This window comes from Lysinibacillus sp. JNUCC-52, from assembly GCF_015999545.1.
Classification (GTDB): domain Bacteria; phylum Bacillota; class Bacilli; order Bacillales_A; family Planococcaceae; genus Lysinibacillus.
Map to the genome: position 1 here is coordinate 172165 of NZ_CP065546.1, position 23235 is coordinate 195399.

General features: G+C 34.0%; 37 protein-coding genes and 1 pseudogene. 33 read left to right on the forward strand and 5 right to left on the reverse strand.

All coding sequences use genetic code 11. The features are described 5' to 3' along the window. A complete protein-coding gene (locus tag JNUCC52_RS00995) occupies positions 1-153 on the forward strand; it encodes a hypothetical protein (RefSeq protein ID WP_337981063.1) in 153 nt (50 codons plus the stop codon). Here JNUCC52_RS00995 and JNUCC52_RS01000 read toward each other — a convergent pair. Then, on the reverse strand, positions 150-695 hold the full coding sequence (locus JNUCC52_RS01000; RefSeq protein WP_337981064.1) for a hypothetical protein: 546 nt from the start codon (positions 693-695) through the stop codon (positions 150-152). The genes JNUCC52_RS00995 and JNUCC52_RS01000 overlap by 4 nt on opposite strands. A 458-nt stretch (positions 696-1153) precedes the next feature. Between JNUCC52_RS01000 and JNUCC52_RS01005 the strand changes: the two genes are divergently transcribed. Beyond that, positions 1154-1783 carry a hypothetical protein gene (locus tag JNUCC52_RS01005; protein ID WP_337981065.1) on the forward strand — a complete coding sequence of 210 codons (630 nt, stop codon included), beginning with the start codon at positions 1154-1156 and terminating at the stop codon, positions 1781-1783. Between the two features lie 168 nt (positions 1784-1951). On the opposite strand, the gene JNUCC52_RS01010 is transcribed toward JNUCC52_RS01005, so the two are convergent. Beyond that, complete coding sequence (locus JNUCC52_RS01010; RefSeq protein ID WP_337981066.1) at positions 1952-2311, reverse strand: helix-turn-helix domain-containing protein; 360 nt, start codon at positions 2309-2311, stop codon at positions 1952-1954. Between the two features lie 233 nt (positions 2312-2544). Next, positions 2545-2910 carry a helix-turn-helix domain-containing protein gene (locus JNUCC52_RS01015; protein WP_227665353.1) on the reverse strand — a complete coding sequence of 122 codons (366 nt, stop codon included), beginning with the start codon at positions 2908-2910 and terminating at the stop codon, positions 2545-2547. 162 nt (positions 2911-3072) lie between these two features. Here JNUCC52_RS01015 and JNUCC52_RS01020 point away from each other — a divergent pair, with 162 nt between their 5' ends. From JNUCC52_RS01020 to JNUCC52_RS01130, 23 genes and pseudogenes are all read left to right on the forward strand, one after another. Further along, a complete protein-coding gene (locus JNUCC52_RS01020; protein WP_337981067.1) occupies positions 3073-3267 on the forward strand; it encodes a helix-turn-helix transcriptional regulator in 195 nt (64 codons plus the stop codon). Positions 3268-3580: 313 nt separating this feature from the next. After that, on the forward strand, positions 3581-3730 hold the full coding sequence (locus JNUCC52_RS01025) for a hypothetical protein (RefSeq protein ID WP_337981068.1): 150 nt from the start codon (positions 3581-3583) through the stop codon (positions 3728-3730). Positions 3731-4023: 293 nt separating this feature from the next. Continuing rightward, entirely contained in the window at positions 4024-4248 is a 225-nt protein-coding gene (locus JNUCC52_RS01030) for a helix-turn-helix domain-containing protein (RefSeq protein WP_337981069.1), read from the forward strand. Then, a complete protein-coding gene (locus JNUCC52_RS01035; RefSeq protein WP_337981070.1) occupies positions 4217-4495 on the forward strand; it encodes a helix-turn-helix transcriptional regulator in 279 nt (92 codons plus the stop codon). The genes JNUCC52_RS01030 and JNUCC52_RS01035 overlap by 32 nt, the downstream gene beginning before the upstream one ends. Before the next feature lie 216 nt (positions 4496-4711). Then, on the forward strand, positions 4712-5020 hold the full coding sequence (locus JNUCC52_RS01040; protein ID WP_172771733.1) for a DNA-binding protein: 309 nt from the start codon (positions 4712-4714) through the stop codon (positions 5018-5020). Positions 5021-5087: 67 nt separating this feature from the next. After that, positions 5088-5360 (forward strand): helix-turn-helix domain-containing protein, encoded by a 273-nt coding sequence (locus JNUCC52_RS01045; protein WP_337981071.1) that lies wholly within the window; start codon positions 5088-5090, stop codon positions 5358-5360. Between the two features lie 19 nt (positions 5361-5379). Further along, positions 5380-5745, forward strand: a complete 366-nt coding sequence (locus JNUCC52_RS01050; RefSeq protein WP_337981072.1) for a hypothetical protein — start codon at positions 5380-5382, stop codon at positions 5743-5745. A 117-nt stretch (positions 5746-5862) separates the two neighbouring features. Continuing rightward, positions 5863-6072, forward strand: a complete 210-nt coding sequence (locus JNUCC52_RS01055) for a hypothetical protein (RefSeq protein WP_172771730.1) — start codon at positions 5863-5865, stop codon at positions 6070-6072. A gap of 103 nt (positions 6073-6175) precedes the next feature. Beyond that, complete coding sequence (locus JNUCC52_RS01060) at positions 6176-6826, forward strand: ORF6N domain-containing protein (protein WP_337981073.1); 651 nt, start codon at positions 6176-6178, stop codon at positions 6824-6826. 78 nt (positions 6827-6904) lie between these two features. Continuing rightward, on the forward strand, positions 6905-7630 hold the full coding sequence (locus JNUCC52_RS01065; protein WP_337981074.1) for a conserved phage C-terminal domain-containing protein: 726 nt from the start codon (positions 6905-6907) through the stop codon (positions 7628-7630). Positions 7631-7683: 53 nt separating this feature from the next. Further along, positions 7684-8907, forward strand: a pseudogene (locus tag JNUCC52_RS01070) (replicative DNA helicase). Then, the gene (locus JNUCC52_RS01075) at positions 8904-9398 is read left to right on the forward strand and encodes a hypothetical protein (protein WP_337981075.1); all 495 of its coding nucleotides are present in this window, start codon (positions 8904-8906) and stop codon (positions 9396-9398) included. Before JNUCC52_RS01070 ends, JNUCC52_RS01075 begins: the two are co-directional and overlap by 4 nt. Next, positions 9391-9510, forward strand: a complete 120-nt coding sequence (locus tag JNUCC52_RS01080; protein WP_337981076.1) for a BH0509 family protein — start codon at positions 9391-9393, stop codon at positions 9508-9510. The genes JNUCC52_RS01075 and JNUCC52_RS01080 overlap by 8 nt, the downstream gene beginning before the upstream one ends. Before the next feature lie 37 nt (positions 9511-9547). Continuing rightward, positions 9548-9766 (forward strand): hypothetical protein, encoded by a 219-nt coding sequence (locus JNUCC52_RS01085; protein WP_337981077.1) that lies wholly within the window; start codon positions 9548-9550, stop codon positions 9764-9766. Between the two features lie 91 nt (positions 9767-9857). Continuing rightward, complete coding sequence (locus JNUCC52_RS01090; RefSeq protein WP_107896292.1) at positions 9858-10055, forward strand: XtrA/YqaO family protein; 198 nt, start codon at positions 9858-9860, stop codon at positions 10053-10055. A gap of 201 nt (positions 10056-10256) precedes the next feature. After that, positions 10257-11807 (forward strand): AAA family ATPase, encoded by a 1551-nt coding sequence (locus JNUCC52_RS01095; RefSeq protein WP_337981078.1) that lies wholly within the window; start codon positions 10257-10259, stop codon positions 11805-11807. Continuing rightward, on the forward strand, positions 11794-12762 hold the full coding sequence (locus JNUCC52_RS01100; RefSeq protein ID WP_337981079.1) for a DUF4435 domain-containing protein: 969 nt from the start codon (positions 11794-11796) through the stop codon (positions 12760-12762). Before JNUCC52_RS01095 ends, JNUCC52_RS01100 begins: the two co-directional genes overlap by 14 nt. Before the next feature lie 161 nt (positions 12763-12923). Further along, a complete protein-coding gene (locus tag JNUCC52_RS01105) occupies positions 12924-13367 on the forward strand; it encodes an ArpU family phage packaging/lysis transcriptional regulator (protein WP_337981080.1) in 444 nt (147 codons plus the stop codon). Continuing rightward, on the forward strand, positions 13364-13933 hold the full coding sequence (locus JNUCC52_RS01110) for a tyrosine-type recombinase/integrase (RefSeq protein ID WP_337981081.1): 570 nt from the start codon (positions 13364-13366) through the stop codon (positions 13931-13933). Before JNUCC52_RS01105 ends, JNUCC52_RS01110 begins: the two co-directional genes overlap by 4 nt. Before the next feature lie 257 nt (positions 13934-14190). Then, positions 14191-14607, forward strand: a complete 417-nt coding sequence (locus JNUCC52_RS01115; RefSeq protein WP_337981082.1) for a hypothetical protein — start codon at positions 14191-14193, stop codon at positions 14605-14607. A gap of 262 nt (positions 14608-14869) precedes the next feature. Beyond that, positions 14870-15439 (forward strand): hypothetical protein, encoded by a 570-nt coding sequence (locus tag JNUCC52_RS01120; RefSeq protein WP_337981083.1) that lies wholly within the window; start codon positions 14870-14872, stop codon positions 15437-15439. Further along, positions 15408-15653, forward strand: a complete 246-nt coding sequence (locus JNUCC52_RS01125) for a hypothetical protein (RefSeq protein ID WP_337981084.1) — start codon at positions 15408-15410, stop codon at positions 15651-15653. The genes JNUCC52_RS01120 and JNUCC52_RS01125 overlap by 32 nt, the downstream gene beginning before the upstream one ends. Positions 15654-15847: 194 nt before the next feature. Continuing rightward, positions 15848-16474, forward strand: coding sequence for a hypothetical protein (locus JNUCC52_RS01130; RefSeq protein ID WP_337981085.1), 627 nt, complete (start codon positions 15848-15850; stop codon positions 16472-16474). Between the two features lie 17 nt (positions 16475-16491). Here the strand turns inward: JNUCC52_RS01130 and JNUCC52_RS01135 are convergent, their stop codons facing one another. Next, the gene (locus JNUCC52_RS01135; RefSeq protein WP_337981086.1) at positions 16492-16848 is read right to left on the reverse strand and encodes a hypothetical protein; all 357 of its coding nucleotides are present in this window, start codon (positions 16846-16848) and stop codon (positions 16492-16494) included. 226 nt (positions 16849-17074) lie between these two features. On the opposite strand from JNUCC52_RS01135, the gene JNUCC52_RS01140 reads away from it, so the two are divergent. From JNUCC52_RS01140 to JNUCC52_RS01160, 5 genes are all read left to right on the forward strand, one after another. Next, positions 17075-17380, forward strand: a complete 306-nt coding sequence (locus JNUCC52_RS01140) for a sigma-70 RNA polymerase sigma factor region 4 domain-containing protein (protein ID WP_172771752.1) — start codon at positions 17075-17077, stop codon at positions 17378-17380. 185 nt (positions 17381-17565) lie between these two features. Next, entirely contained in the window at positions 17566-18123 is a 558-nt protein-coding gene (locus tag JNUCC52_RS01145) for a hypothetical protein (RefSeq protein ID WP_337981087.1), read from the forward strand. 153 nt (positions 18124-18276) lie between these two features. Further along, entirely contained in the window at positions 18277-18576 is a 300-nt protein-coding gene (locus JNUCC52_RS01150; protein WP_228134071.1) for a hypothetical protein, read from the forward strand. Further along, positions 18576-18839 (forward strand): hypothetical protein, encoded by a 264-nt coding sequence (locus tag JNUCC52_RS01155; RefSeq protein ID WP_337981088.1) that lies wholly within the window; start codon positions 18576-18578, stop codon positions 18837-18839. Before JNUCC52_RS01150 ends, JNUCC52_RS01155 begins: the two co-directional genes overlap by 1 nt. Position 18840: 1 nt before the next feature. Then, positions 18841-19509 (forward strand): M15 family metallopeptidase, encoded by a 669-nt coding sequence (locus JNUCC52_RS01160; protein WP_337981089.1) that lies wholly within the window; start codon positions 18841-18843, stop codon positions 19507-19509. A 48-nt stretch (positions 19510-19557) separates the two neighbouring features. Here JNUCC52_RS01160 and JNUCC52_RS01165 read toward each other — a convergent pair whose 3' ends face one another. Next, positions 19558-20886 (reverse strand): Ig-like domain-containing protein, encoded by a 1329-nt coding sequence (locus JNUCC52_RS01165; RefSeq protein WP_337981090.1) that lies wholly within the window; start codon positions 20884-20886, stop codon positions 19558-19560. 325 nt (positions 20887-21211) lie between these two features. On the opposite strand from JNUCC52_RS01165, the gene JNUCC52_RS01170 reads away from it, so the two are divergent. The 3 genes from JNUCC52_RS01170 to JNUCC52_RS01180 all read left to right on the forward strand — a co-directional run bounded on the left by JNUCC52_RS01170 (position 21212) and on the right by JNUCC52_RS01180 (position 23232). Then, on the forward strand, positions 21212-21643 hold the full coding sequence (locus JNUCC52_RS01170; protein ID WP_172771689.1) for a BrxA/BrxB family bacilliredoxin: 432 nt from the start codon (positions 21212-21214) through the stop codon (positions 21641-21643). Continuing rightward, positions 21631-22422, forward strand: a complete 792-nt coding sequence (locus JNUCC52_RS01175; RefSeq protein ID WP_337981091.1) for a class I SAM-dependent methyltransferase — start codon at positions 21631-21633, stop codon at positions 22420-22422. The genes JNUCC52_RS01170 and JNUCC52_RS01175 overlap by 13 nt, the downstream gene beginning before the upstream one ends. Before the next feature lie 249 nt (positions 22423-22671). After that, the gene (locus JNUCC52_RS01180) at positions 22672-23232 is read left to right on the forward strand and encodes a biotin transporter BioY (protein WP_172771687.1); all 561 of its coding nucleotides are present in this window, start codon (positions 22672-22674) and stop codon (positions 23230-23232) included. Positions 23233-23235 lie beyond the last annotated feature (3 nt).

The window sequence follows — 23235 nt, forward strand, 5'->3', positions numbered from 1 at the left end:
ATGAATCGTTCAGAACAGAAAGATGATAGTGTCGGTCCATATTTTCCAACTGCTGAAATAGAGAGGCGGTTGGGGGGGAGAATAAATAAAAAGAATGTAGCGATTGCACAAGCTACATTCTTTTTATTTTCAGTCAATTTTACTGTGAGTTAATTATTCTCTTCTGCTACATAACTTCCGTTATTTTCCTCTGCGTTATTTGAAAGGGGTGATATTTCTCTTTTTTCTAGCTTATAAAGTCTAATAACAAAACTAAAATCTTCATTATTTAAATATTTTATAGCTCTATATTCATTGTTTTTATCGGATAAAATATGTGTAGAATTATCAACGATTCTCTCTAAATAAAGATCACAAGGAGCATAATTTCTATAGGAACCAACATATTTAAAATGAGTTGAATATGATTTAGAATCCTCTTTTAAAAAAAGAATTAATAACATAGATAACAAGAGAGCAAGTGATGGATATAGTACCCAATGTTGAATTGAATTTGTATTTTTATCAGTTTCAATAGAAATTAAAAATATTATATTTGCAAATATCCCAGAAGAAAAAGTAACTAAAAATTTCAATATTTGAATATACTTTTTATGCTTTCTATTTTGAGAAAAATTTGAGCGAATTCTTAAAAATTCACTTGGTATACTAAGATTTCTTTTAAATTCCTTACAAAAGTAAATTATAAAAGCCACTATATTCCTAATGCTCCACCAAACAATAGCTATAACTAATAGTAACGCATACAATAATATAAAAATAGTTGTAACCCATTCATTTAGATTAATTAGTAAGGCAACAATAAAAAATAGACAAGAAAATACAAATATAATAATTAAAGTTGTAAAAAGTGATCTGATCATTGTTACTAATGTTTTTTTCTCACTATTGAAAAAGAGCATGTCAAAATTATCAACTGCAAAACTATTATAAATGACTTTAACAATTGGAATGAGGATAGTTAATGGTAAGATTGCGAAGATTGCCTTATAGTGTTCTGTGATAAAATTTAATATTGTTCTTCTTCCTTTCTAGGTTAGATGTAGATAGAAAAATAGGCAACCAACTGATTGGTATGCCCATTAACGTAGCTATTTAAATCCAATTTAGTTACACTTATTATGAGAAGTAAATTGAGAGTGAGGTAATTCTAATGAATATACTCAGTACTATTGTTGCTACTGGTATCCCAGGTTTTTTATCGTACATTTATTTAAATAGACTTGGAATCCTTAATTATACGAAAGATGAAAAAGATGAGAAAATTATAGTATTATCAATTTTTTCTCTCATAAATATAGGAGTTTCAATAGTTGTATTTTATTATTTGACTGGTAAAAAATTTTCAAAAAACCTTGATATAGAAAGTTATTTATTTCTTTTTCTTATAGCAGTTGTTGTAAGTTTTATTTTAACTTTATATATATATCCACTAGTTATGAAAATGGGTAATAAATATATTGATAATTTTCAAAAAAACAATCATATAGCAAATAAATCAACAAAGACAGTTTATGAGAGTGTGTTATTTCGAAAAGATAAGAAGTATCCATTTATATTTATCTTTGACTTTGATAATAAATTTATCGAAAGCGGTTTTGCTCACCGTCTTTCTGGAGCTAGCGAAAAATTAAATATCTCAATAACTAATACTACAGGTCATATTAAAGAAACTTACACTATTTATGAAGTGTTGGAAAAATTTGAAAACCATGATAATGAAAGTGCCGAGATAATTATAGATGTTGAAAACAAATTGAAAGTATTTGTTTTTTATTCCTAATTTTTTTTGATAGGTACTTGAGTAGAACTCGGTGGGCGACTAGGTTGTGTGGTACTTCTAGTATCATTATTAATCTTACGTGGGGGAGTTCCTGTATTTTTTGGTTTAGTCATAATAATCTCTCCTTAAAGTAGTAGTATTAAATAGGCAGCCAGTTAACTGGTATGCCTATTTATTTTTTTCAGCTTTAATCATTTCCCAAATAGAACGTAACTTACGCAACTCTTCCTCGTCTGATTTTGGTAACTCCTTGTACCAAATATCAAGCTCAGGATCATTAATCAATGCTTGAAACTCCGCATCATCCTTCTCCTGCGGGGCTAGTGAGGGTGTATCAGTGCGTCCTAAAAGATAGTCTGTACTGACTTCAAAATAATCGGCTAACTTAGTAAGCGTTGAATTGTCAGGTTCACCTAAATTATTTTCATACTTTGCATAGCCTTGTCTAGTGATCCCTAGTAAGTCAGCCATTTCCTGTTGGGTCTTACGTTGCTGTATTCTTAGGGCTTTTAATTGACTTGAGAGCATTGTAAACCCCCTTTAATGCAATAATAAGTTACATATAAACTTAACAGTAACATTACGAAATAGTGAATAATCTGTACCAACTTTAAAATAGTCTACATGTCTTTGTTGTGGCATTATGAGAATAAGTTAACCATTAATGTGTAATATTTACATACTTTATGTAATTTAAAGGACATTCCATATTCGGATGTCCTTATTATGTTTCATTACAAAATTTCAAACATGATATTATATTACTTTTGTTGCCCGTTTATCATTTCCCAAATTGTTCGTAATTTGCGAAGTTCTTCTTCACCAGATTGTGGAAGCTCTTTATACCAAACACCAAGCTCGGGGTCATTAATAAATGCTTGAAAAGCAGCTTCGTCTTTTTCTTGTGGTGTAAGTACTGGGTTATCTGTACGACCAAGTAGGTAGTCTGTACTGACTTCGAAAAAATCGGCAAGTCTTTGTAAAGTATCAGTATCAGGAGAACGGTTCCCACTTTCATAACCAGATATAGAAACTTTAGTTACATTTATTTTACTTCCTAATTCAGTTTGAGTTAGTTTCTTTTCTTTTCTAAGTTTCTTTAGGCGCTCTCCATTCAATAAAAACACCTCATTTCGATAAATTAATTATACAAGTTAACTATTAGATAACAAAGTCATAAACACAAAGTTAACTAAAGGGGAATTTTTGTGTTATAAACTATTGGCAATTCCTATTTAGTTAACTTATTATGTTGTTAACAAAAGGTTAACTTCGGCTAGGGGGTGTTTATGTTGGCTCATGAAAAACTAAAAGAACTTCGAGTACAACAAAAGTTAACTTGTAAACAGGTAGCTGATGGGGCGGGTATTTCAAAGGAGCATTACTGGTTTATTGAAAATGGTAAGCGAGGTTTGACCTATGAAATGGCCACGCGAATAGCAAAAGTTTTTGATAAAAAACCAGATGATATTTTTTTAAAATAAGTGTTAACTAATTGTGAACTTTGTGAGTGGAAGTAGGGTATAGAGCATCACAAAACCAAGATGAGCGTGCATGACAGGGAAACCTCTGCTGGAACAGAGACTGAAAGGCCATTATTACTTCATGTGATTGAACAATGTATGCAGTTCTTATTACTTAGAGACAAATACCTCAAAACGCTTATAGCAAATAAAACAATGATACTCATATGTCTGCTTTTTAATTGAACTTTCTAAAGGTAGTATTGATTATTTTCTCGTTGTATATGCAGTCGTATGGTCGGATTAACTACTTATTTGAAAGGAGGTGAGAAAGATGCGGAAACATACTTTCAAAGAGTACTTGTTACGAAATTATCCACCAAATGTAAGGAGCTTGGAAGAGGCATATGCTTGTAACATTTGGAAAGATTGTACTTTAGAAGAGGCGGTAGATATGTCTAATAAAATCATAGAGCTTTTTTAAGAAGTAAACATGACGTACACAGATGCATACGCCATGCTTGGGTTCATTCGTATGGATTTAGACTATCGCTCTGAGCGCGTGAAGTTATAGTCATTCGCATAGTAATAAAGCCTTGTAAATTTTATAGATTCACAGAAAGGTAGAATTCAAATGTTGAACAACACTACAGTAGAGGAAGGTTAGCACCAGTGGAGGTGCTAATCTTACCAACTAATATAATTGATGTCTGGTGTTTTCTTATAGTGATCTCCGTAAGATTCGAATTGATATTTCGTAAAAAGGATGGATATATTGTGTTTTATTTAAAAACTATTAGAAAAACAAAAGGGTTATCCCGTTACCAGTTAGCGAAACTATCAGGAGTGAAGGATTCTACTATCCAAATGATTGAAAATAGCGAGAATCCGAATCCTACTTTTAAAATCATGTGCAAATTAGCAGATGCATTAGAAGTAAGTTTGGATGATCTAAGGGGAGGTGAGAAGTTTGGTATGGAGCATGACAAAACCGAAGCGTAAGAAAAAGCGCAAAAAGCCTTTACCTTCGGATGAATTTCGAAATGTAAAAGGGGTTAAGCGTGAGCGGATGATTGCTGAAAGGAAAGCGAGACAACTTACGCAAGCACAGTTAGGAAAATTGGTTGGCTGTTCAACTGCAATGATAAGCGCTATTGAGAGTGGTCGAGTTAAACCAGGATTAGAGGTTTCATTGCAGTTGGAAGTTGTTCTGGAGACTTCAATTTTTGAATTATTTCCTGATTTATAAAAAAAGTACTTGACTTGGAGGGGGGCACATTTTTTCCAGTTAAAAAATAAAAAATGAATAAGTATGAAAGTTTATAAAAATCCATTATTTGTAAAGTGGTCAAATATGAATGAATTCGAATATTAATGAAAATAAATGTATGTATTTTTATTCCTCATTTGGAAAAATGGCAATTTGGTAATATAAAATCAAACCTTAAATGAGGAGGTGAGGGGGATGTATAGCGAGGAGTTTAAAGCGGAGATAAAAGAGGAATTTCGCAAGTTGCTTCGAGAGGAGTTGGAGAAGACATTTACACGAAAACCATTAATTTGTGAGTTACCGATTTTATTGACTCGTAATCAGTTGATGGAGTTATTCAATATAAAAAGTACAAAAGCGTCTGCGTTATTGAGGCGAGACGATTTCCCGAAGTTTTATGAAGCTGGTCGGGTACTAATTCCATCAAAAGCATTGTTGCAATGGATTGATGAGCATACCGAATGGGTTCAAACACATACCAAGTATTTTCAATCCGTTGGTTAATGTTTCATATTAAAATTTTATATCACAACAACGTAATATTGTATTCCGGAATGTGAAAGGTGGTGAGATGATGAAAATTGGCGCCATTTTGCAAGCCTGTCGTGAACGAGCAGGGTTGTCACAAGAAGAACTGGCATTTCGCATGAATCGATCGCAGTCCTGTATCTCAAAATTTGAAAATAGCGTAAAGATTCCTGATGCCATAACCTTTATGGAATGGTTTAAGCAAACAAATACGCAAGAGGTCGCTGTCGCATTTTTAATGGGGATGGATGGGCTAACGATTTTGCAAACATTGCTTCCGATGGTTGGTGGGTTTGTATGTTGGATTATTTTATGAAATTAGAAAGGAGAACACTATGGAAAAAATCAAAGCATTTTTAGCTTATCAAGATGCAACTAAATTCACATTGCATAGGGTAGCAAATGCAAATTTAGATATTTGTTATTCAAATTTTAAAATGATGGAATTGTTATCCATGTTAAAGGAAAAGCATGAAATGGCACAGAGTGCAGGTGTTTTAGCGATAGATTTTTATGATGGGATTTGTAATGTGCAAGTGTCGTATGACGATTTTCAACGTTTAACAGAAGGTGTTCAGGACATTCGCATTGAGCCGTCTCTGTGTTCTGAGTCTTATTATGAGTATTTAAATGCTGAAGTAGAGGGCATTCATTTAGTAGCTGTTCGTTCGAATGAAAAAGAAAAAATGCAAGCGCAATAGCACCTGCATAAAGGTTGAACTGTAGCTTTGGTCGGTCTCAGTTCGAAAATTTAATAAAAATCTTGTCCTTTTATTATGGACAAGAACTGGATAGAAGTCAATAAAGGAGGAACGGATATGAAAGAAGTTTTAGAGAAACTAAATACATTTCTGGCGCAGGAAGAAGAGTTGTTACGGGATTATGCGGTCGATGTAGCGGAAGCTTTCGATAGTTGTTTATATGTGAGCAATCAAAAGGATTACTTCGAACAAAAAGGGAGAGTCACTGCTATAAGAGCTGCTATTGAATTAGTGGAAGATTTAGAGAATCAATTGCAAATGGTGTGATTTATTTTTAGGGTTCATCAATTGTCTAATGAATTTGATGTTGCAACCTTGCACTTATAGGGTGGCGACAATTTGTCGCCACCCTTATGAAAGGAGAAGTCGCATGGATTTAACAGAGATTCAACACGCAGATAAAAAGGTGTTAACAACGGCACAAATTGCTGAGGCGTACGAAGTGGACAGTAAGTCGTTGATTCGAAATTTTCAACGAAACAAGGAGCATTATCAAGAAGGTACGCATTATTTTGCGCTTACAGGGGAGGCACTGAAACAATTTAAAGGTGGGCGACAAAATGACGCCACCCTCAAATTTGTATCATTGCTGTATTTGTGGACCGAAGAAGGGGCGTTTTTATTAGCGAAGTCACTCAGTAGCGACAAGGCGTGGGAGGCATACCATCTGCTTGTTGCGCAGTATTACAAACTGACAAACGAATTGCAGCAAGTACAGCCCATTGAATTGCCGTATGACGAGAAACGCTTATTAGCCTTGGAGCAGCGTGTACAGGAAATTGAACAACAGCTAAATGGGATCACACTACATACGGGCGAGCAAAAGCGTTTACGACAAGCGGTGACCGAACGTGTCAATCAATTATGCATAGTGCAAGGGCGCCGTCCTGCCTTTTTCGCGTCCCTTTATCGTGAAATCAAACGCCGTTATCAAGTGGGGTCGTATCGAGATGTTCCACAGTGCAAGCTACAAGATGCTTTGCATTTTATTTCCACATGGAGAGGAGGGGCAGACACATGAAACACTAAAAGTCAGAGCGTGCGATTTAAATTACACTCATATTGCTAATTCAACCAAATAGGCGAGGTAGAAAAAATCATGACAATATTTCGTGTTCAAAAAAAGGAGAACTATGTTGTTTTAGACAAGGGATTTTTGAATGATGAGAACTTAAGTTGGCAGGCGAAAGGGATGCTTGCTTACATGCTGTCGTTGCCTAATGATTGGCGTTTTACTATTCAAGACTTAACAAAACGCAGTAAAAATGGGCGTGATGCTACTAATAACATTGTCAAAGAGTTGACGGCTGCTGGATACATCCAAAGGGAGCAAAAAAGGAGTGATGACGGAAAGTTTGGTAAAACAGAGTTACTAGTTTTTGAAACGCCTGATACATTACCGTTTACTGAAAAGGCGTTACCGGATAATCCGGATACGGAAAACCCGACACTACTAAATAATAAATTACTAAATAATAAAATAAATAAATATAATGTCGAGCAACTCGACATTGTGCATGAAATTATTACTCACTTAAACAAAACAGCTCAGAAAAACTTTAAAGCCACAACAGCTGCAACTAAGCGACTCATACATGCCCGACTGAAGGATGGCTATACGTTAGAGCACTTCAAATGCGTGATTGACACGAAGGCTAAACAGTGGCTGCATAATCCCGACATGAATAAATACTTGCGTCCGGATACGTTGTTCAACGCTACGAAATTTGAAAGCTACTTGAACGAAAAACAGAGCATACCAACAAACCAAACTCATTTGCCTGAATCACTGGATTTAGATTTTAGCAAGGGGGAAGATCTGTAATGACATACCAAAACATTAGCATCGAGCTAGCTGAAAAAAGTCTACTAGGAACGATGCTCCATGAAAATTATTTAATTGCAGATAGCAACTTAGAGCCAGCTCATTTTATTTCGCAAGTGCATCAAAATATTTTTACTAGCATGTTACAGCTTGTCAGTGAACGTAAAGCCATGGACTATATCACATTGCTGACAACACGAGAGCCGATAGAACTTGGCGGGGCAAATTATTTAGCGGAGCTTGGGAGCTTTGCGAGTGCAACGAAATTTGAGGAGTACGAAACCATTGTGCTTGAGAATTGGCGAGAGCGATCCAAGCGTCAAATGATGGAGCAAGCACAGCAAGAAGATTGGGGCATAGCTGAAATTCAACATGCACTGGATAAGCTCATGACGCAATATACGACTACCAATACGAGTATTAAAGCCGACTTAATGCAAATGGCGAAGCGACCTTTTGAGCAAGAAAACAGCAAAACAGGGGTGCTTACAGGGCTACTTGATTTGGATAAGCTGCTAAACGGCTTTCAAGATGCTGAGCTTACGATTATTGCGGCTAGACCTTCGATGGGGAAAACGGACACGATGAACCATATCGCACTAAAAGCGGGATGGGATGGCTATTTACCAATCATCTTCTCACTGGAAATGAGTCGCACCACGCTAATTGATCGCCTTATTGCCGCAACAGGTAATTTTAATCGCTTAAAGATGCGCAATCCCTATGAGTATTTTACAGACGGCCAAAAAGAAAAGTGGATGTCAACACTTGGCATGCTTGATAATGCCAATATCGAAATTGATGATCGAGCAGGGATGACCGTTACACAGATTCGAGCTACTGCACGAAAAATCATTAAAGCCAACCCTGATAAAAAGCCCGTCATCTTAATCGATTACTTGCAAATCATTCGAGTCAGCAATACACGCGATAATCAAACACAAGCAATTGGCCAAATCTCATGGGATTTAAAGTAAATGGCAAAGGAATTTAACTGCCCTGTAATTTGCTTAGCTCAACTGAATCGCAGTGTCGAGCAACGTCAGGACAAACGCCCTGTTATGAGCGACTTACGAGACTCAGGCAATATCGAACAAGATGCTGATGTTATCGCGTTTTTATATCGCGATGATTACTACGCCAAAGAATCCGAACGCCAAAATATGTTGGAGTTTATTATCGCTAAGCACCGAAATGGCCCGACTGGGACAGTGTTCGCCAGCTATGTAAAAGATACTGGCAGATTGTCGAATATAGCCTGGAGTGTTGCCAAATGAGCGACCTTATCACGGTAAAGGAGATTTTGGAGTATGCGACAGAGTTTGAATTGTGTTGGTTTGCACATCAAGTCTATTGGGCTGTGTCTACACAACAAATTCAGTTGGAGGACGATTCTAATAAATTGCTAGAGGTGGTCTATGATGATGCAGCAGTACGTGAAATGACAAACCGAAATGTCCTTGGCATTGGCCGTATCAAGCTATACGTCGTCAAAAGCTTTGCCCAATATGCTTTTTACTTTGCTAGTGATTCACTGGAAGTCAACATGCTGCATCAAGCGTTATTTGGTGAAGTGCCAGGAGCCATTACGGAAGCCCATCGATTGTTAACAAAGGTAATGTATTTTGCCGATTTCGATATACAAACGTCACTGCTAGAATACCGAAAAACGATCGTGCAATTTCCGGCCTATCTTGGTCATGCAGCAGCAGGTCAATATAACTTGTATCGCCTAGATTTGCACAAAGGAGGAAGATGGATTGTCTAAGCAAGAACGTGAAGAAATCATTGCGATTATCATGCTACGCAAAAACTACGCTGAGGATATGTTTCGCAATATGTCAGATGAAGAGCTTGTGAAAACGTTGGACGAATTATAAAAAGTGATTTTAACTTGAAGAAATGAGAGGGATGAAAATGGATAATGTGAATATTTATGAAATCATTGACGTTTCGATGGACCCTATTTATCAGGCACTGAATCAGCTTCATGATGATGAAGAAATCCTTATCGGCAAACATACCATTCGCAAAACAGCTAAATTTTACGAAATTGAAAATGATCGCTTACATGAATGCTTTAAAGAAAAAGAACGTTGCTATCAAGTGTTAAGTAATTTGGTCATGACCAATTAAAAAAAGCTATGGCTGCAACCATAGCTTTGATAGAGCAAAGGCTTCTCCCTTGCTACCAGTAATATCATTATAGCATAAGGGGAAAGCATTTATGCGATTAAAACCACTAGTCATTTCGAACGATGGCATCCTACAAATCGACATCATGGAACTCCCTGAAAACTGCGTCATCGTCCTCTCCGATGGCATAGCAAAATTCACCGAGCTCCCTGCACACGCTAAGACAAAGATTGTTACCTATCAGGGAAAGGTGAGACGTGTTGAGTTTGATGAGGGGGAGGAGTTTTAATAAAGTATTTAATGGTTTTACTAATTGAGATAAGAAAAAAGAAATATTAAATATATCAATAAAATAGATATAATAGAATTATTAATTGGTAATTATTGTGGTAAATTTGATATAATACTATTGAATTTTGGGAAAGAAGGTGATTACTCTTTGATAGAGCTGTTTGAATAGAAAATAAATTTATTAATATGAGGTGAGAAAATGATTAATAGTTTTTACATAAAGGGGCTTTACGGCCAAAAAAATACTATAAAATTAGAAAATGTAGGAAATTTATCTATATTAACAGGTGATAATGGATCAGGGAAAACAACTCTTCTAAATTTACTATTTACTGTGCTTACTGGAGATTTTGAAAACTTATTTAAAACAAAGTTTAATAGTCTTGAGATTGATTTCGATAATAATAAAAGGAAACTTCTTTCTATAGAAATAAAAAAAACAAAATCAACACTAGAAGTGTTTTATATTTTTGAAGATTATGAGTTTTGCATAGAAATAGAAGATGTTGGTTTGCCTTGGAATAGTTTTTCCTACAAGTTAATAGACTATGATTCAGAATATACAGATTTAAATTTAGAAGAAATCACGGAATCTGGGGATTATTGTTTTGATGAAGTATTAGATTATGAAACTGCTATGAGTGAGGATGAAGATAATTATTATACTTCTACAAGGTTGTTTGATAATCTTGATGAATTAAAAGATAACTATCCTGAACTTTCTTTCATCGATGAAATCAAAAATTCAATACTATATTTTCCGACTTATAGAAGAATTGACAGTGATATAAAAAATTTACTAGAGGATAAATATCATATTAATTCTCCATTTGCTTCAGATATTGATATATATAGAGATTTAAAAAATTTTCCAATAGATCGTCGTGTTATAGGAGTCGATGACAAAGATATTGAATATATATATCAATCCTATTCAAAAGAGCTTCGTGACTTTAATTCAGAAGGATTAAATGAATTATTAAAAAAGTTTATAAAAAGTATTATTGAAAGTATATATGAAAACAAAGATGAAACTAGAAAAGAAAGAAAGAATGATATCAATTTATATGGAAGTGCAGCTGAACAACTAATTGAACTTTCTAATAAATTGGGGATAGGTGAGGGGATAGACAAAGAAGAAATTAATAAATATTTTGAAAGTCAAAAATTAATTAGTAATGATTCTAAAAATATTGTAGATAAAATAGAGATTAAATATACGGAAAGTTTAAATAACAATTATGGATTTGTAAGGGATTCATATCCGAGCCTTGTTGACATAGTGAACCAGTCCTTAAAAACAGTTAGTACAGAGACAAATTTCTTTATTAGATTAATCACACTTTATAGAGAACATGTTAATGAGCAAGATAAATTGCTCGAACCATTCAGGTATTTGGAAAATGGATTTAGTAATTTTTTTAAAGAAAAAGTTAAACTTAATTTTAATGAGAAAAATTACAATATTTCTTTATCACGCCCATTTGAAAAACTTTCAACGGGAGAAAAACAATTAATAACAATTCTATCTTATATTGGGTTAGTGTTAAGGAATTGCGTATTTACTCCATTAATTATAATTGATGAACCAGAATTATCATTACACATATCATGGCAAAGTAAACTTCTACCACAATTATTAAAGAAGAAAGACACTAAGTTCTTGCTGGCAACACATTCCCCTTATGTAGCTAATATAAAATATAAAAATAATCTAGTAAAATTAGGTGATATAGATGAATATAAGTAATGGGGAGATGCATGAAGAACTTCTAGAAGCTGTATTAGCTGAGGATTTCTTCGGTTATTCTGAAAACAATAACGATATTTTATTAGTTGAGGGTTCTGATGATATACAAGTTATAAAAAAATTTTATTATCATAGGAGGAACGGCGATATTCCATTTAGGGTAGTAAAAGCTGAAGATTTAAACGAAATTTTATCAGGTAAAAAAAATGCTCTTAAGGCATATGAAAAATATAAAGATGAAAAATCAAATTTAATATGTTTATTTGATCGTGACTTAGATTTCTTTTTAAATGAAAATTGTAAAGATGACAGAATACATTACTATGATTTTTATGAATTGGAGAATTATTTATTTGATGAATCTATATTAAAATTATTCTTTGATAGATACTATGATTGTGATGAAATTGAACTTTTTGAAAAAATGCTTGATGAATTTAATAATATTTCTGATTTATTATTTCATTATCCTAAACTTAGCTTAATAAGAGAACTGAATTTTAAATACAATTTTTTAAATGAAGAAGAATTAGATAAAATAGTAAAACTTTCAAAAACAAAACCCATTCAAATTTTTAATAATCAAGCAGAGAAATATAGAAATTTAGATTTACTACAAAAATTTGATTTATTTATTTCTGAAGAATTAAATAAAGTTAATACTAGCTTAGTAGAAATTGAACAAAGGATTCTTCCAGATAATGTAGCGGCTACGATTTCAGAATATACAAGTATGGAAAAAATGTTTTTCTTCAAGTACTGTATTAGTGCAAAATTTATATTGAGCTCTTTACATTTCCTTATGCAAAATTGTATTAAGGTGGGTACAATAATTAATTCTGGAAATTCAAGTAGCTTAGAGCGTACTTTAAAGAAAGAGTGGATTCCTTGTAGATCTGATCATTTCCACACCTTAATGCTACAAATAGAGAATAAATTTAAACAATTAAGTTGAATTATATTCTTTGAGTAAGAGATGATTAATTTATAACTTAAATTCGCAATGTTAATAATATAATGTACTACCAGCTCACTGGAGGACAATAAAAGGTATCAGCAACCACGCTGCCATCTTCTATTGTCCTCTTTTTATTTTAACCAAAGGAGTGGAGTATAATGGATATTCTAAAAAATATTGATGGCAAGGCAACGCAAAAAGCCATTGAAAAGGTATTGAGACAATATCGAACATATCAACTAACAACACCTGAGGATTTGTTGCCGACGATAACAGCGAATTATACGTTAAACATGCCATCTTACAGTGGAGTATTTCATTCGAAAGTTGAAAACGTGGCGATTCGAAATGTAGAGTATTACAAGCAAGCGAAAGCCTTTTTTGAACGATTTAATCGTGCATTTTATAAACTGACGCAAAAAGAGAGACAGATTATTGTTATGGCTTGTTTAGAGGAGACGCCTTTGTATAATTATCAAATTTCAAAAAAGCTACATATTAGCGAGCGTACGTTTTATCGTATTAAAGCACAAGCATTGTATAAATTAGCATTAGCATTACGTGTAGAGGTATATGAGGGGGATGAGGTGAAGAGCCTATGAATTTTGTCCAGCCAATACGTGAAATAGACAAGATTCGTGATGTTCGTAAAACATTGCAAGACAATCCACGTGATGAATTGCTTTTTTGTTTTGGTATTTATACTGGGCTTAGAATAAGCGATATATTGCGTTTAAAGGTAGGAGATGTTCGTCATAAGCAAGTGTTGTTTATAAAAGAGTCAAAGGTGCAGAAAAAGAAGCAGAATAAGACAAAACGCATTCCAATTTTAAAAGAACTGCAAAAAGTGATTACACAATATATAGAGGATAAAGAAGATCAGGAGTACTTATTCAAATCAAGACAAGGTAAAAATAAACCAATTACAAGAGTAAGAGCATATGCAATATTACGTGCAGCTGCATTGGCTAATGGTTTGGACGAAATAGGGACACATACGTTACGCAAGACCTTTGGCTATCATGTGTATCAAGAAGAAAAAGATGTGGCGTTGCTGCAGGATATTTCTAATCATTCAGCTCCCTATATTACATTGAAATATATTGGGGTAAATCAAGATGCCATCGATCAAGCGTATCAAAAATTAAATAAGCGTTTGAAATTTTAAAATAGCACTGATAAGTTGGTGCTATTTTTATTTGGCTTATTTTAGGAAATTGAGTAGGGTTTAAAATTGTTTAACACTTTCACAGACTAAAGACATTTACAAAATAAACACATGTAAAGCTCATAATCTGAATGGCGAGTAAAGTGTAGAAAAATCTAGCCTTTAAACATATTCTGCACCTTAACAGAATGTAAGATATGTTAATGTCATTGTGGTATATTCAATATAAAAATAAATACGATTAATATGGAGGGTATATGAGGAAAAGAGAATTAGAAAACGAAATTTATGAAAAGAAAGATAAAAAATTATTGAAGTTTTTAATTAAGAATTATATGGTACAGAACGTTAAAAGAGAAGAATTGAAGAAAAATATCAATACATATAAAAGTTTGGATTCACAAGAAAAACAAATTTTACTATCTAGGTTGCAAGGAATAGAAGAAAAGTTTGATTTAACAACAGTATTTGTAGCAATAGTAGCGATTATTACTGGTTTTGTAGGTGCATACGGGAGTTTATTAGAATCATTAGAGGATAATAAAAAAATATCGTTATTAGTAGTAGTATCATGTTATTTTATTTTGATTTTTGCATTCACTTACATATTATCTAAATTTAAAGATAATAAAGGGAACGCGAAGTACTTTATTAATTTGTTCAAGCAAGAATAAATTTTATCTAATATAATGGCAGACTTTTGGCAGAATGTTGGCACACTCTTTCAAAATGAACATGCTATTATTGTAGTATGCAATATTTATCAAACAACATAACGATAGGCGATGCAGCACATGCTGCGTCGTCTTTTTTTGTCTTAGGTTCTTCTACCCAAGAACGCCAGGCTGCGGGTCTCCGAGGCCCGAAAAAGGGCTAGATAAAGTGTGAAAAAAGGTGTTCCTTCCATCCGGTAAATCAAGTGAGGTGAGTACATGAGTGACAGCGAAAACGAAATTGGATGATCGAACGATTGTCAATACAAAAACGATTGCCAAAATGTTTAATATGACGGAACGGAATGTTCGTTATTTAGTTGAAGAAGGTGTGATTGCACGTGTCGCTCATGGCCGCTATGATCTGATCGATACCGTCAGTCGCTACATTACTTTTTTGAAAATGTCCTTTGAAGGCATTGATGAGAACAAGGTGATGGAGTCTTTAGATTATGAGAAATGGCTGCATGAGAAGGCGAAGCGGGAGAAGGCAGAAATTGAGTTGGCGCATCTAAAACGAGAAATGCATAAGGCAGATGAGGTGGAGAAAATTCAAAATCACATGGTCATGGCGTTTCGTTCAAAGATGTTGTCGCTGCCCTCAAAATCAGCGTTACTTTTAGCGAGTAAGGATGACCCGAAGATGATTGAAGCATTACTGGAAAGAGATATTCATGAAGCATTAGCAGAGCTTGCTGAGTATGATGCGGCACATTATTTCACAGAAGATAAAGTTGAATTAGAATTGGAAGGTGATGAAGTTGGTCCAAAAACAGACAATGAGTCTATCTAAAGGAATTGCTAGCTTAGTAGTACCTCCTCCCAAGCTTACGGTATCGCAGTGGGCGGATAAGCATCGTGTATTATCCAAGGAATCGTCAGCTGAGCATGGGCGATGGAATACGGAGCGTGCGCCATATCAAAGAGAGATTATGGAAGCAGTCAATGATCTTGAAGTTCATCATAATGTCGAAAAAATTAAAAAAAGTGGTCTTATAGAAAAATAATCTGTTTTTAATAGTTATATAACATTCATTGGATAAGTCTCTTAGTTTCGGTATGTCATTTTTGTGAAACTGAAAATGGAGATTTAATATAGAAATCATGTGATAAATCTTGTATAAATAAAAGAGTTTAGAATTTCGTATACACCTTATGATTAGTTGTATCTATATGACAACATGATAAGGGGGCATCTTAAATGGCAATAAATAATGGGAATACAGATTTTGGTTTAAGAGTCTCAAAAACAGGAATCAAAAGTTTAAGAATTTCTTGGAATAAAAGGGGTGGTATAGGTTACAATGGATCAATTCAAGTACAGCGGCCTGGAGATGGAAAAATCATTTTCACAAAAAATTATAGCCAATCAACTTCAAGAGACTCTTTTACGGTAGAAACGCCTTTTTTCGGAGAGTACAAAGTTCATATAAAGTCAAATAACGGTTATACGTATGATATAGCTTATACAAAAGTGCATTTATCAAGAACAACATCTACAACATATACGTTTACATCGCGTGATGTATTGAATTGGAAGGTAGGTGCAATATTTACAATAGGAACTTTTGCCGCACTGGGCTTAGTAAGTTTTGTAGCTGTAAGTGTTATATCTACAGTAATTACAGTTGGTGCATCAATTAGAGAGGTTTGGGTATATGATACTCAATACGAACCATTTCCAACCCCTAGGGCTGGCGATAATATAACTACTAAAATTGAACCAGTAGCTGAGGGAGTGAAGACAACAATGTCGTACAAAGCTAAAAATGGTGCGGTATATCCTGACAAGGTTGTAATAGCAAAATACTTGTCATATCCTCGATAAAAATCCAAAGCACATGTCTATTCATGTGCTTTGGATTTTTTTATATATTTATAAAGCTGATAAAAAAACATTATGTAACTAAAGAGCAAAATAAAAATAATCCCTAAATTTAGAATGTCAAAATTGATAAATAAAATATCTTTTATATTAAATACAAGACTGTTAATTAGCAAAAATAGAGCGAAACTTGCAATTAATTCAATAAGTTGTTTTTTTCGTTTGAAAAAGAGAGGTAATAGCAATTTTAATGAAAGGATAACTGCCAAAATAGTTAAATAGTGCGACATACCAGTATCGAATTCTACAAATATTCTATTAATACCCGTATCTATTTCCATTTCATCACCTTGTGTTCTAAATGTTTTAAGACTCAATTCATGAAGGGCTACCTTTAATTATTATAAAAGGGTGTTTTAATTTCGTACAGTCAAAAAGGAAAATTGAAAGTAGGTTATTATTTGGGGATATTGTGAAATAAATCAGTTTTTTACTCCACTTAAAGTAACAACCTATTTGGTGATTCGCTTTTAAAATCGTTAAATTAGACAAAAAGATGAAAAGTAAAAGGGGTATCGATTATAAAATAAGGTGGAATTTTCAATGAAGAATAACCGTAAACTTGATAAATTGGTAGAGGAATATTTGAAACTATATCCATATATAAATAAAGTAAAAGATGGAACTTTAACGAAAAATCAAAAAATTGTAATATGTATAGATGAATTATTAAACATAATGCCTGAAAAAGAAGTCTACTTCATAAAGCATAGATATTTTAAGGAATGGACTATAGTAAAGATTGCTAGAAAGATGAATTATAGCCCACAAATGATATATGTCATTCGTAAAAATGCATTAAAAAAGATTTATCACGGTATCAGCCACATACTATACGATTCAGAATAAGATTTATATGTAGTTAAAATAATACTATTCAACTCTTGCCAGTGGAAACGTATGGGCTAAGGAGGATTTGATATAACTATGTTATAGTTAACCAACTGGTGTGTCGGAAATTGATATAATGCAATAAACGGGTACAGACGAATAATTCTGAAACAAACAATATATATTTTTAGGGAGATTAGTTAGTGAAGTCTATTTATACAAAAGTACATCAAATAATTATGGATGTTTGGTGTTATGATATTAAAAGTGATTATAATCATCATTTTTTACTTAAAGAAGATACATTAAAAAACGCAATGTACTATCATATTCGAAATCGACTAGGTGATACATTCATAAAAGACAACAACTTAGCAATTTTTACAGAATATTATATCGATACGAATCAAAAAATCGATTTAGTAGTAGTGAAAATAGATGTAGATAAAGCAAAAAATGATCATTTAGGTGATTGTGTAGAGGAAATATTAGCAATTGTAGAAATGAAGTATAAAGGACTGAATGTTTCAGAAAAACATTTTATCAATGATGTTGAAAAAGTATTAGTATTCACTAATCAGTTTAACTCAGAGGCAACGAAGTTCTTTCTAGCATTTATTAGGGAAAAATATTTCCTTGCTGATGAAGTTACTAATTTTTTATCATTTTATGAAGGTTATCCAAGTGGTAGAATAGTAGAACTTTTATCGTATGGATCTGTTGAGGAAGATGATATGGTTTGGAAAGTATTTGAATCTTGATGAAAGCCAGTATCTTAAATCATTTTTTATAATGATACATGCTAATAGTATGCGCTGAAAAACAATCTAGTTATGCAACAGTATTTAGTTATTGTTATGTTTCTCCAGGTTTCTCAGCGCTTTTATATTATTTAAAAGGGTGGTGGTAATGGTATGGATGTAGTTGCAGTAAATGAAATTGCTACAAGCCAAGCAGTATGGGCAATTGCATGTTTAATTATCGCGTTTGGAGCGTTTCGTTATTTAATTAGTAAAAATGATAAGTTGATGAACAGGGCGGAGGAACGTGAAAACAAATTAATGGATCACTTAGAACGGTCTAATGACTCGCAAGAAAGAACGGCCATTGCACTCGAAGGAATAAATCGATCGTTGAATGTTTTGGAAGGTCGTGTGGATCGTATCGAAAAACACACACTCAAAAATAAAAATACAGAAAGGGAAGCTGAATAATGGATCTAAAGAACATTTTTACACTTGCAGCGATAATGGTTGCAATCGTTTTAGCCGTTTCAGAGGTACTAAAAAAGACATTCAAAATTAATACACAATACATGCCAATCACTTCCGTTGTGATTGGTATTTTTATTGGTCTAGTTTGTTGGCCGTTATCAGAGTATCCAGTGTACATCATGTTAATTGCTGGTTTTGTTGCAGGATTAACAGCTTCTGGAACATTTGATTTATTGAAAGTATCCAAAAAGGTTGGTGGATAGAATGACTAGTGTCACAACTACATGTCGAGATTTAGCAGAACTATTACCAGTGGCGCAAACTGCCTGCAGATTGCTCTTTCAACAGTGCTATAAAGCGGGCATTCAAAATATCTTCGTCACAGAAACATACCGATCGCAAGCACGCCAAAATTACCTATATGCACAAGGCAGAACAAGACCAGGGAAAATTGTGACGTGGACACTGAAGAGTAATCATACTTCACGATTAGCATGGGACATTGCGGTGGCTCCACCTAAACCCTTATATGATGTGGATACATTAACAAAAGTCGGGGCAATAGTTCGTAAGTTAGGTATAACATGGGGCGGTGATTGGACACGTAAAATTGACCGACCACACTTTGAAGTGAAACACAATTGGAAGATACCAAGAGGATACAAATTAGAAGGACAAGTATTCGTGCCGAGCAACAGTAAATTGAAAGCTCAATTATTTGTGAAAGACAAGAAGGAGGAAATCAAAGTGAGTAATATTATTTGGGATTCTGGTTCACCAGCGATGAGAGCGGAAACTGAAAACTTTATTGCACAGGCAGTGAAGGAGGGGATTATTAATGCTTCACATTTAAAGGATTTACAAAATGGCGTGATGACAACGGATCGATTAATTGGGTTGTTTATTACAATACAACAACGTCGTAATAAATAAAATAGTAAGACCGCCCTACCACTGATTATTGTGGGGGCGGTCTCTTGATTAATACTCTCTTACTTCAAATGAAGCAATCTTGTCGTGTACAATATATTCAGTTACTTTTTTATAAGGTGAGATGGTTTTTGTGAATTTGAAAGTAGACGTACCTTGAGCACTTTCAAACCAATTCAAGTAACTATTTAAAACAGTATTAGTAACATCATATTCTTTTGTAATACCGTTTACTAAAGTAATACTCAAAATTGCACTCGAAGTTTCATTGTTTGGTTTCTTAACAATTACTGTACAAATTGCTACAATATCAGTATTTTCTATTTTTGCAGTAATGATTGCAGTTCCTTCACTAATAGCTGTCACATTACCATGCTGGTCTACCGTTGCAATTGATTCATCACTGGAAGACCAAACTACATTTTTAATTATCGCATCTTCAGGTAGGACTGTAGCCGTTAATTTATCTTGGCTGCCTTCTAGTAGTTCTAGTGAAGTCTTATCCAATGTGATTGATTCAAGTTCTGTACTTCCTTGCTTCTTAACCGTAACTAGACAATCGGCACTTAGATTTGTATTTTCTACTTTTGCTGTAACTTTAACTATTCCTTCTTTAATGGCAGTTACATTACCGTTTTGATCAACTGTTGCAATATTTTCATCACTAGACGACCATACTATTTTTTTACTAGCGTTTTCAGGTAATATAGTTGCTATTAATTTATCTTGAATACCTTCTACTAACTCTAATGTGTTTCTGTCTAATATAATTGATTCTTCAACGAACCCTTCATCTACAAGACTACCATTTATATCAATATCAATAGCATCTAATCTAAGTGTAAATGTGTCTACATTAGAAGGAGTACTTGTTATTGCAACTTCAACTTTATGAATACCAAAGGGTAACCCTTCTTTTTTAAAGGCTACTGTTTGAGATTGAGTTGAGCCATAACTCTGTAGATAGCCCTGATCAATCCCGTCTATTTTAACTACAGCATCTTGTGTGTACGTTGGAGCTCTGTATGTAATAATATTAATTTTACTACCTAAAAACCAAAACTCCATTTTAGCAGTTACTTTTTTCTTAGCACCCATGCTGCCTTTTTTGTAATCAGCAGAATTACCTGTATAACTTACCCACTTATCTTTTTCATAAATTAATTTTTCATGGTTATCGTCATATCTCTTCCAACCTTTTTCTGGTTTTTTCAAACTATTACCAACTACTGCACTATTTTCTGGAGTATTATTTAAATTAGTAACACCTTCTTCATAATCCACAACTTCTGCTGCCAATGCACTTTCGACACTAATACTAACTAATGCTAACACCATTAATGTGAGATAAATAAAACCTTTTTTGAATAAATTAATCACTTATGTATCCTCCTTCAATATATCTAAGGGCATTAATCCAAATACCCTGTAATAACAACTTTAACCATATATAATTTAATTTACCATAATAAAAATCGACAATTTTTGATAACAAAAAATGTCCTAATCGAATAATCATCCAATTTTTAGGTGTAAAACAACACCAACCAACCCGACTTCGTTACACAAAAAAAGTCACGAAAGTCACGAAAAAGTCACATTTCTCCCGAAAACATGTGATTTTGGGCGAAAACAAGTTTTTGTACATTCGTAAGAAACCTTGCTATAATGGGCTTTGTGATTACATATGAAAGAGGGTAAAAGCATGAACGCTTACGACGAATATATGAAACAGGTAGTGAAGCCGATGCGTGAAGAATTGGTGGAGGCTGGATTTAGTGAGTTGACAACGGCTGATGCTGTGAATGAATTTATGGCGGAGGCAAAAGGGACTTCTTTGGTTGTCATTAATTCGGTTTGTGGATGTGCAGCTGGGTTAGCGCGTCCAGCAGCACGTGAAGCGGTAGGTACGGTAAAACCGGATAATCTTGTAACAGTATTTGCAGGGCAAGATCCTGAAGCTACTGCTGCTATGCGTGGTTTCTTTGAGGATGTGCCACCAAGCTCGCCGTCAATGGCTATTTTAAAAGATGGGGAATTGGCTTACTTTATTCCACGTGAACAAATTGAAGGTTTTCCAGTGGAGCAAATTACAGCGCATTTAACAGGCGTTTTAGAACAAACATGCGAGAAATAAAAACGATTGTGACTACAGCGGGCAGACCAGACGACATGTCGATGGTGCTCGCTGGTTTTGTGTGTGATACGTTAAATATTCCATTTGTGGCTCGTAATAAGCGTTCAATTTGTAAAATTTCAGAGCAAATGCAAGCAAACGTCATTGTTGCAGGAAAAAATCGCTATGAATATTATGCATTTGGAGCGGACGAGCCTTTTTTCTTTCATCCAAATTCCGCCGCATTTCGTTTAAAGCGGGTGGCACGTGGAGAAATTGAACCGTTTTTAGAGGCAGCTCAGCTAGAAAAAAATGATACTTTATTAGATTGTACATTAGGTTTAGGTGCAGATGCGATGCTAGCTGCTTTTGTTGTCGGGGAATCTGGTCGAGTGGTTGGGTTAGAGGCAGATCCTAATGTGGCGTTTATTGTGGCACATGGTATGAACACGTATGATACATCGGAGCTTCCTTTAACCGCATGTATGCGACAAATTGAAGTTGTGCAGGCAGAAGCGATTGCATATTTAAAATTACAGCCAGACGATGCATTTGATGTCGTTTATATGGATCCGATGTTCGAAGAAATAATAGAAGAATCGAATAATTTTCAAGCACTTCGCACGGCTGGCGCACATATAACATTGACCGATGAATGGGTAGCAGAAGCGAAACGAGTAGCAAAAAAGCGTGTCGTTTTAAAGGCTCACTTTCGATCGGCATGGTTTGAAAGATACCATTTTTCAAGATTGACACGTGTAACGTCAAAATTCCATTATGGCGTTATTTTGAAGCAATAAAATCGGCATACCGATTTACAATTAAATAAGAATGACGATTAGAACAGACTAAATTAAATGTCTGTTCTTTTTTCTTGTCGAAAACCATGTCTTGAAAAAAGAAAACAACTACTTAAATATATTAATTTATAATTTGAGTTAACTTTTAAAATAAAATAAGTTTACACAAATGGATTTTAGCGCTATTATAATTCACATACAAAGAAACTGGTTTATTTGCATAAATATTTTTAAAGAGAGGTTTTTTATATGACAACTAAAGAAATGGTGTATGCGGCACTTTTTGCGGCATTAATAGCGGCTCTAGGATTGATTCCTCCAATTTCAGTAGGTTTTATTCCTGTACCAATAACAGCACAAACATTAGGTGTAATGTTAGCAGGAGGATTTTTAGGAAAGAAAACTGGGGCAATTAGTCTCGTACTGTTTATTGTTTTAGTTGCTTTAGGTTTACCTTTATTATCTGGTGGACGAGGTGGCTTTTCGGTATTAGTTGGTCCATCAGCAGGCTATATTTTTAGTTGGCCGATTGCCGCTTTTCTCATTGGTTTTGCAACTGAGAAATTATGGTCTTCTATTAAAATATGGAAATTACTAATTATTAATTTTGTATTTGGTGTATTACTAGTTAGTTTAATAGGTGCACCTGTTATGGCATTAATTACACAAACATCTATTTGGGCTGGTTTAGTGGGAGCATTAGTATATTTACCTGGAGATTGTATAAAGGCAATTATTGCAGCAATTATTGTTTTGCAATTAAGGGCAGTTAGTCCAATTGAACAAAAGCTAAATAGCGATGTAGAATAAGAT

Coding starts and splice junctions, on each gene's coding strand:
- JNUCC52_RS00995 (WP_337981063.1), top strand. CDS start 1: ATGAATCGTTCAGAACAGAAAGATGATAGTGTCGGTCCATATTTTCCA.
- JNUCC52_RS01005 (WP_337981065.1), top strand. CDS start 1,154: ATGAATATACTCAGTACTATTGTTGCTACTGGTATCCCAGGTTTTTTA.
- JNUCC52_RS01010 (WP_337981066.1), bottom strand. CDS start 2,311: ATGCTCTCAAGTCAATTAAAAGCCCTAAGAATACAGCAACGTAAGACC.
- JNUCC52_RS01020 (WP_337981067.1), top strand. CDS start 3,073: ATGTTGGCTCATGAAAAACTAAAAGAACTTCGAGTACAACAAAAGTTA.
- JNUCC52_RS01025 (WP_337981068.1), top strand. CDS start 3,581: ATGCGGAAACATACTTTCAAAGAGTACTTGTTACGAAATTATCCACCA.
- JNUCC52_RS01040 (WP_172771733.1), top strand. CDS start 4,712: ATGTATAGCGAGGAGTTTAAAGCGGAGATAAAAGAGGAATTTCGCAAG.
- JNUCC52_RS01045 (WP_337981071.1), top strand. CDS start 5,088: ATGATGAAAATTGGCGCCATTTTGCAAGCCTGTCGTGAACGAGCAGGG.
- JNUCC52_RS01050 (WP_337981072.1), top strand. CDS start 5,380: ATGGAAAAAATCAAAGCATTTTTAGCTTATCAAGATGCAACTAAATTC.
- JNUCC52_RS01055 (WP_172771730.1), top strand. CDS start 5,863: ATGAAAGAAGTTTTAGAGAAACTAAATACATTTCTGGCGCAGGAAGAA.
- JNUCC52_RS01060 (WP_337981073.1), top strand. CDS start 6,176: ATGGATTTAACAGAGATTCAACACGCAGATAAAAAGGTGTTAACAACG.
- JNUCC52_RS01065 (WP_337981074.1), top strand. CDS start 6,905: ATGACAATATTTCGTGTTCAAAAAAAGGAGAACTATGTTGTTTTAGAC.
- JNUCC52_RS01075 (WP_337981075.1), top strand. CDS start 8,904: ATGAGCGACCTTATCACGGTAAAGGAGATTTTGGAGTATGCGACAGAG.
- JNUCC52_RS01085 (WP_337981077.1), top strand. CDS start 9,548: ATGGATAATGTGAATATTTATGAAATCATTGACGTTTCGATGGACCCT.
- JNUCC52_RS01090 (WP_107896292.1), top strand. CDS start 9,858: ATGCGATTAAAACCACTAGTCATTTCGAACGATGGCATCCTACAAATC.
- JNUCC52_RS01095 (WP_337981078.1), top strand. CDS start 10,257: ATGATTAATAGTTTTTACATAAAGGGGCTTTACGGCCAAAAAAATACT.
- JNUCC52_RS01100 (WP_337981079.1), top strand. CDS start 11,794: ATGAATATAAGTAATGGGGAGATGCATGAAGAACTTCTAGAAGCTGTA.
- JNUCC52_RS01105 (WP_337981080.1), top strand. CDS start 12,924: ATGGATATTCTAAAAAATATTGATGGCAAGGCAACGCAAAAAGCCATT.
- JNUCC52_RS01110 (WP_337981081.1), top strand. CDS start 13,364: ATGAATTTTGTCCAGCCAATACGTGAAATAGACAAGATTCGTGATGTT.
- JNUCC52_RS01115 (WP_337981082.1), top strand. CDS start 14,191: ATGAGGAAAAGAGAATTAGAAAACGAAATTTATGAAAAGAAAGATAAA.
- JNUCC52_RS01130 (WP_337981085.1), top strand. CDS start 15,848: ATGGCAATAAATAATGGGAATACAGATTTTGGTTTAAGAGTCTCAAAA.
- JNUCC52_RS01140 (WP_172771752.1), top strand. CDS start 17,075: ATGAAGAATAACCGTAAACTTGATAAATTGGTAGAGGAATATTTGAAA.
- JNUCC52_RS01150 (WP_228134071.1), top strand. CDS start 18,277: ATGGATGTAGTTGCAGTAAATGAAATTGCTACAAGCCAAGCAGTATGG.
- JNUCC52_RS01155 (WP_337981088.1), top strand. CDS start 18,576: ATGGATCTAAAGAACATTTTTACACTTGCAGCGATAATGGTTGCAATC.
- JNUCC52_RS01160 (WP_337981089.1), top strand. CDS start 18,841: ATGACTAGTGTCACAACTACATGTCGAGATTTAGCAGAACTATTACCA.
- JNUCC52_RS01170 (WP_172771689.1), top strand. CDS start 21,212: ATGAACGCTTACGACGAATATATGAAACAGGTAGTGAAGCCGATGCGT.
- JNUCC52_RS01175 (WP_337981091.1), top strand. CDS start 21,631: ATGCGAGAAATAAAAACGATTGTGACTACAGCGGGCAGACCAGACGAC.
- JNUCC52_RS01180 (WP_172771687.1), top strand. CDS start 22,672: ATGACAACTAAAGAAATGGTGTATGCGGCACTTTTTGCGGCATTAATA.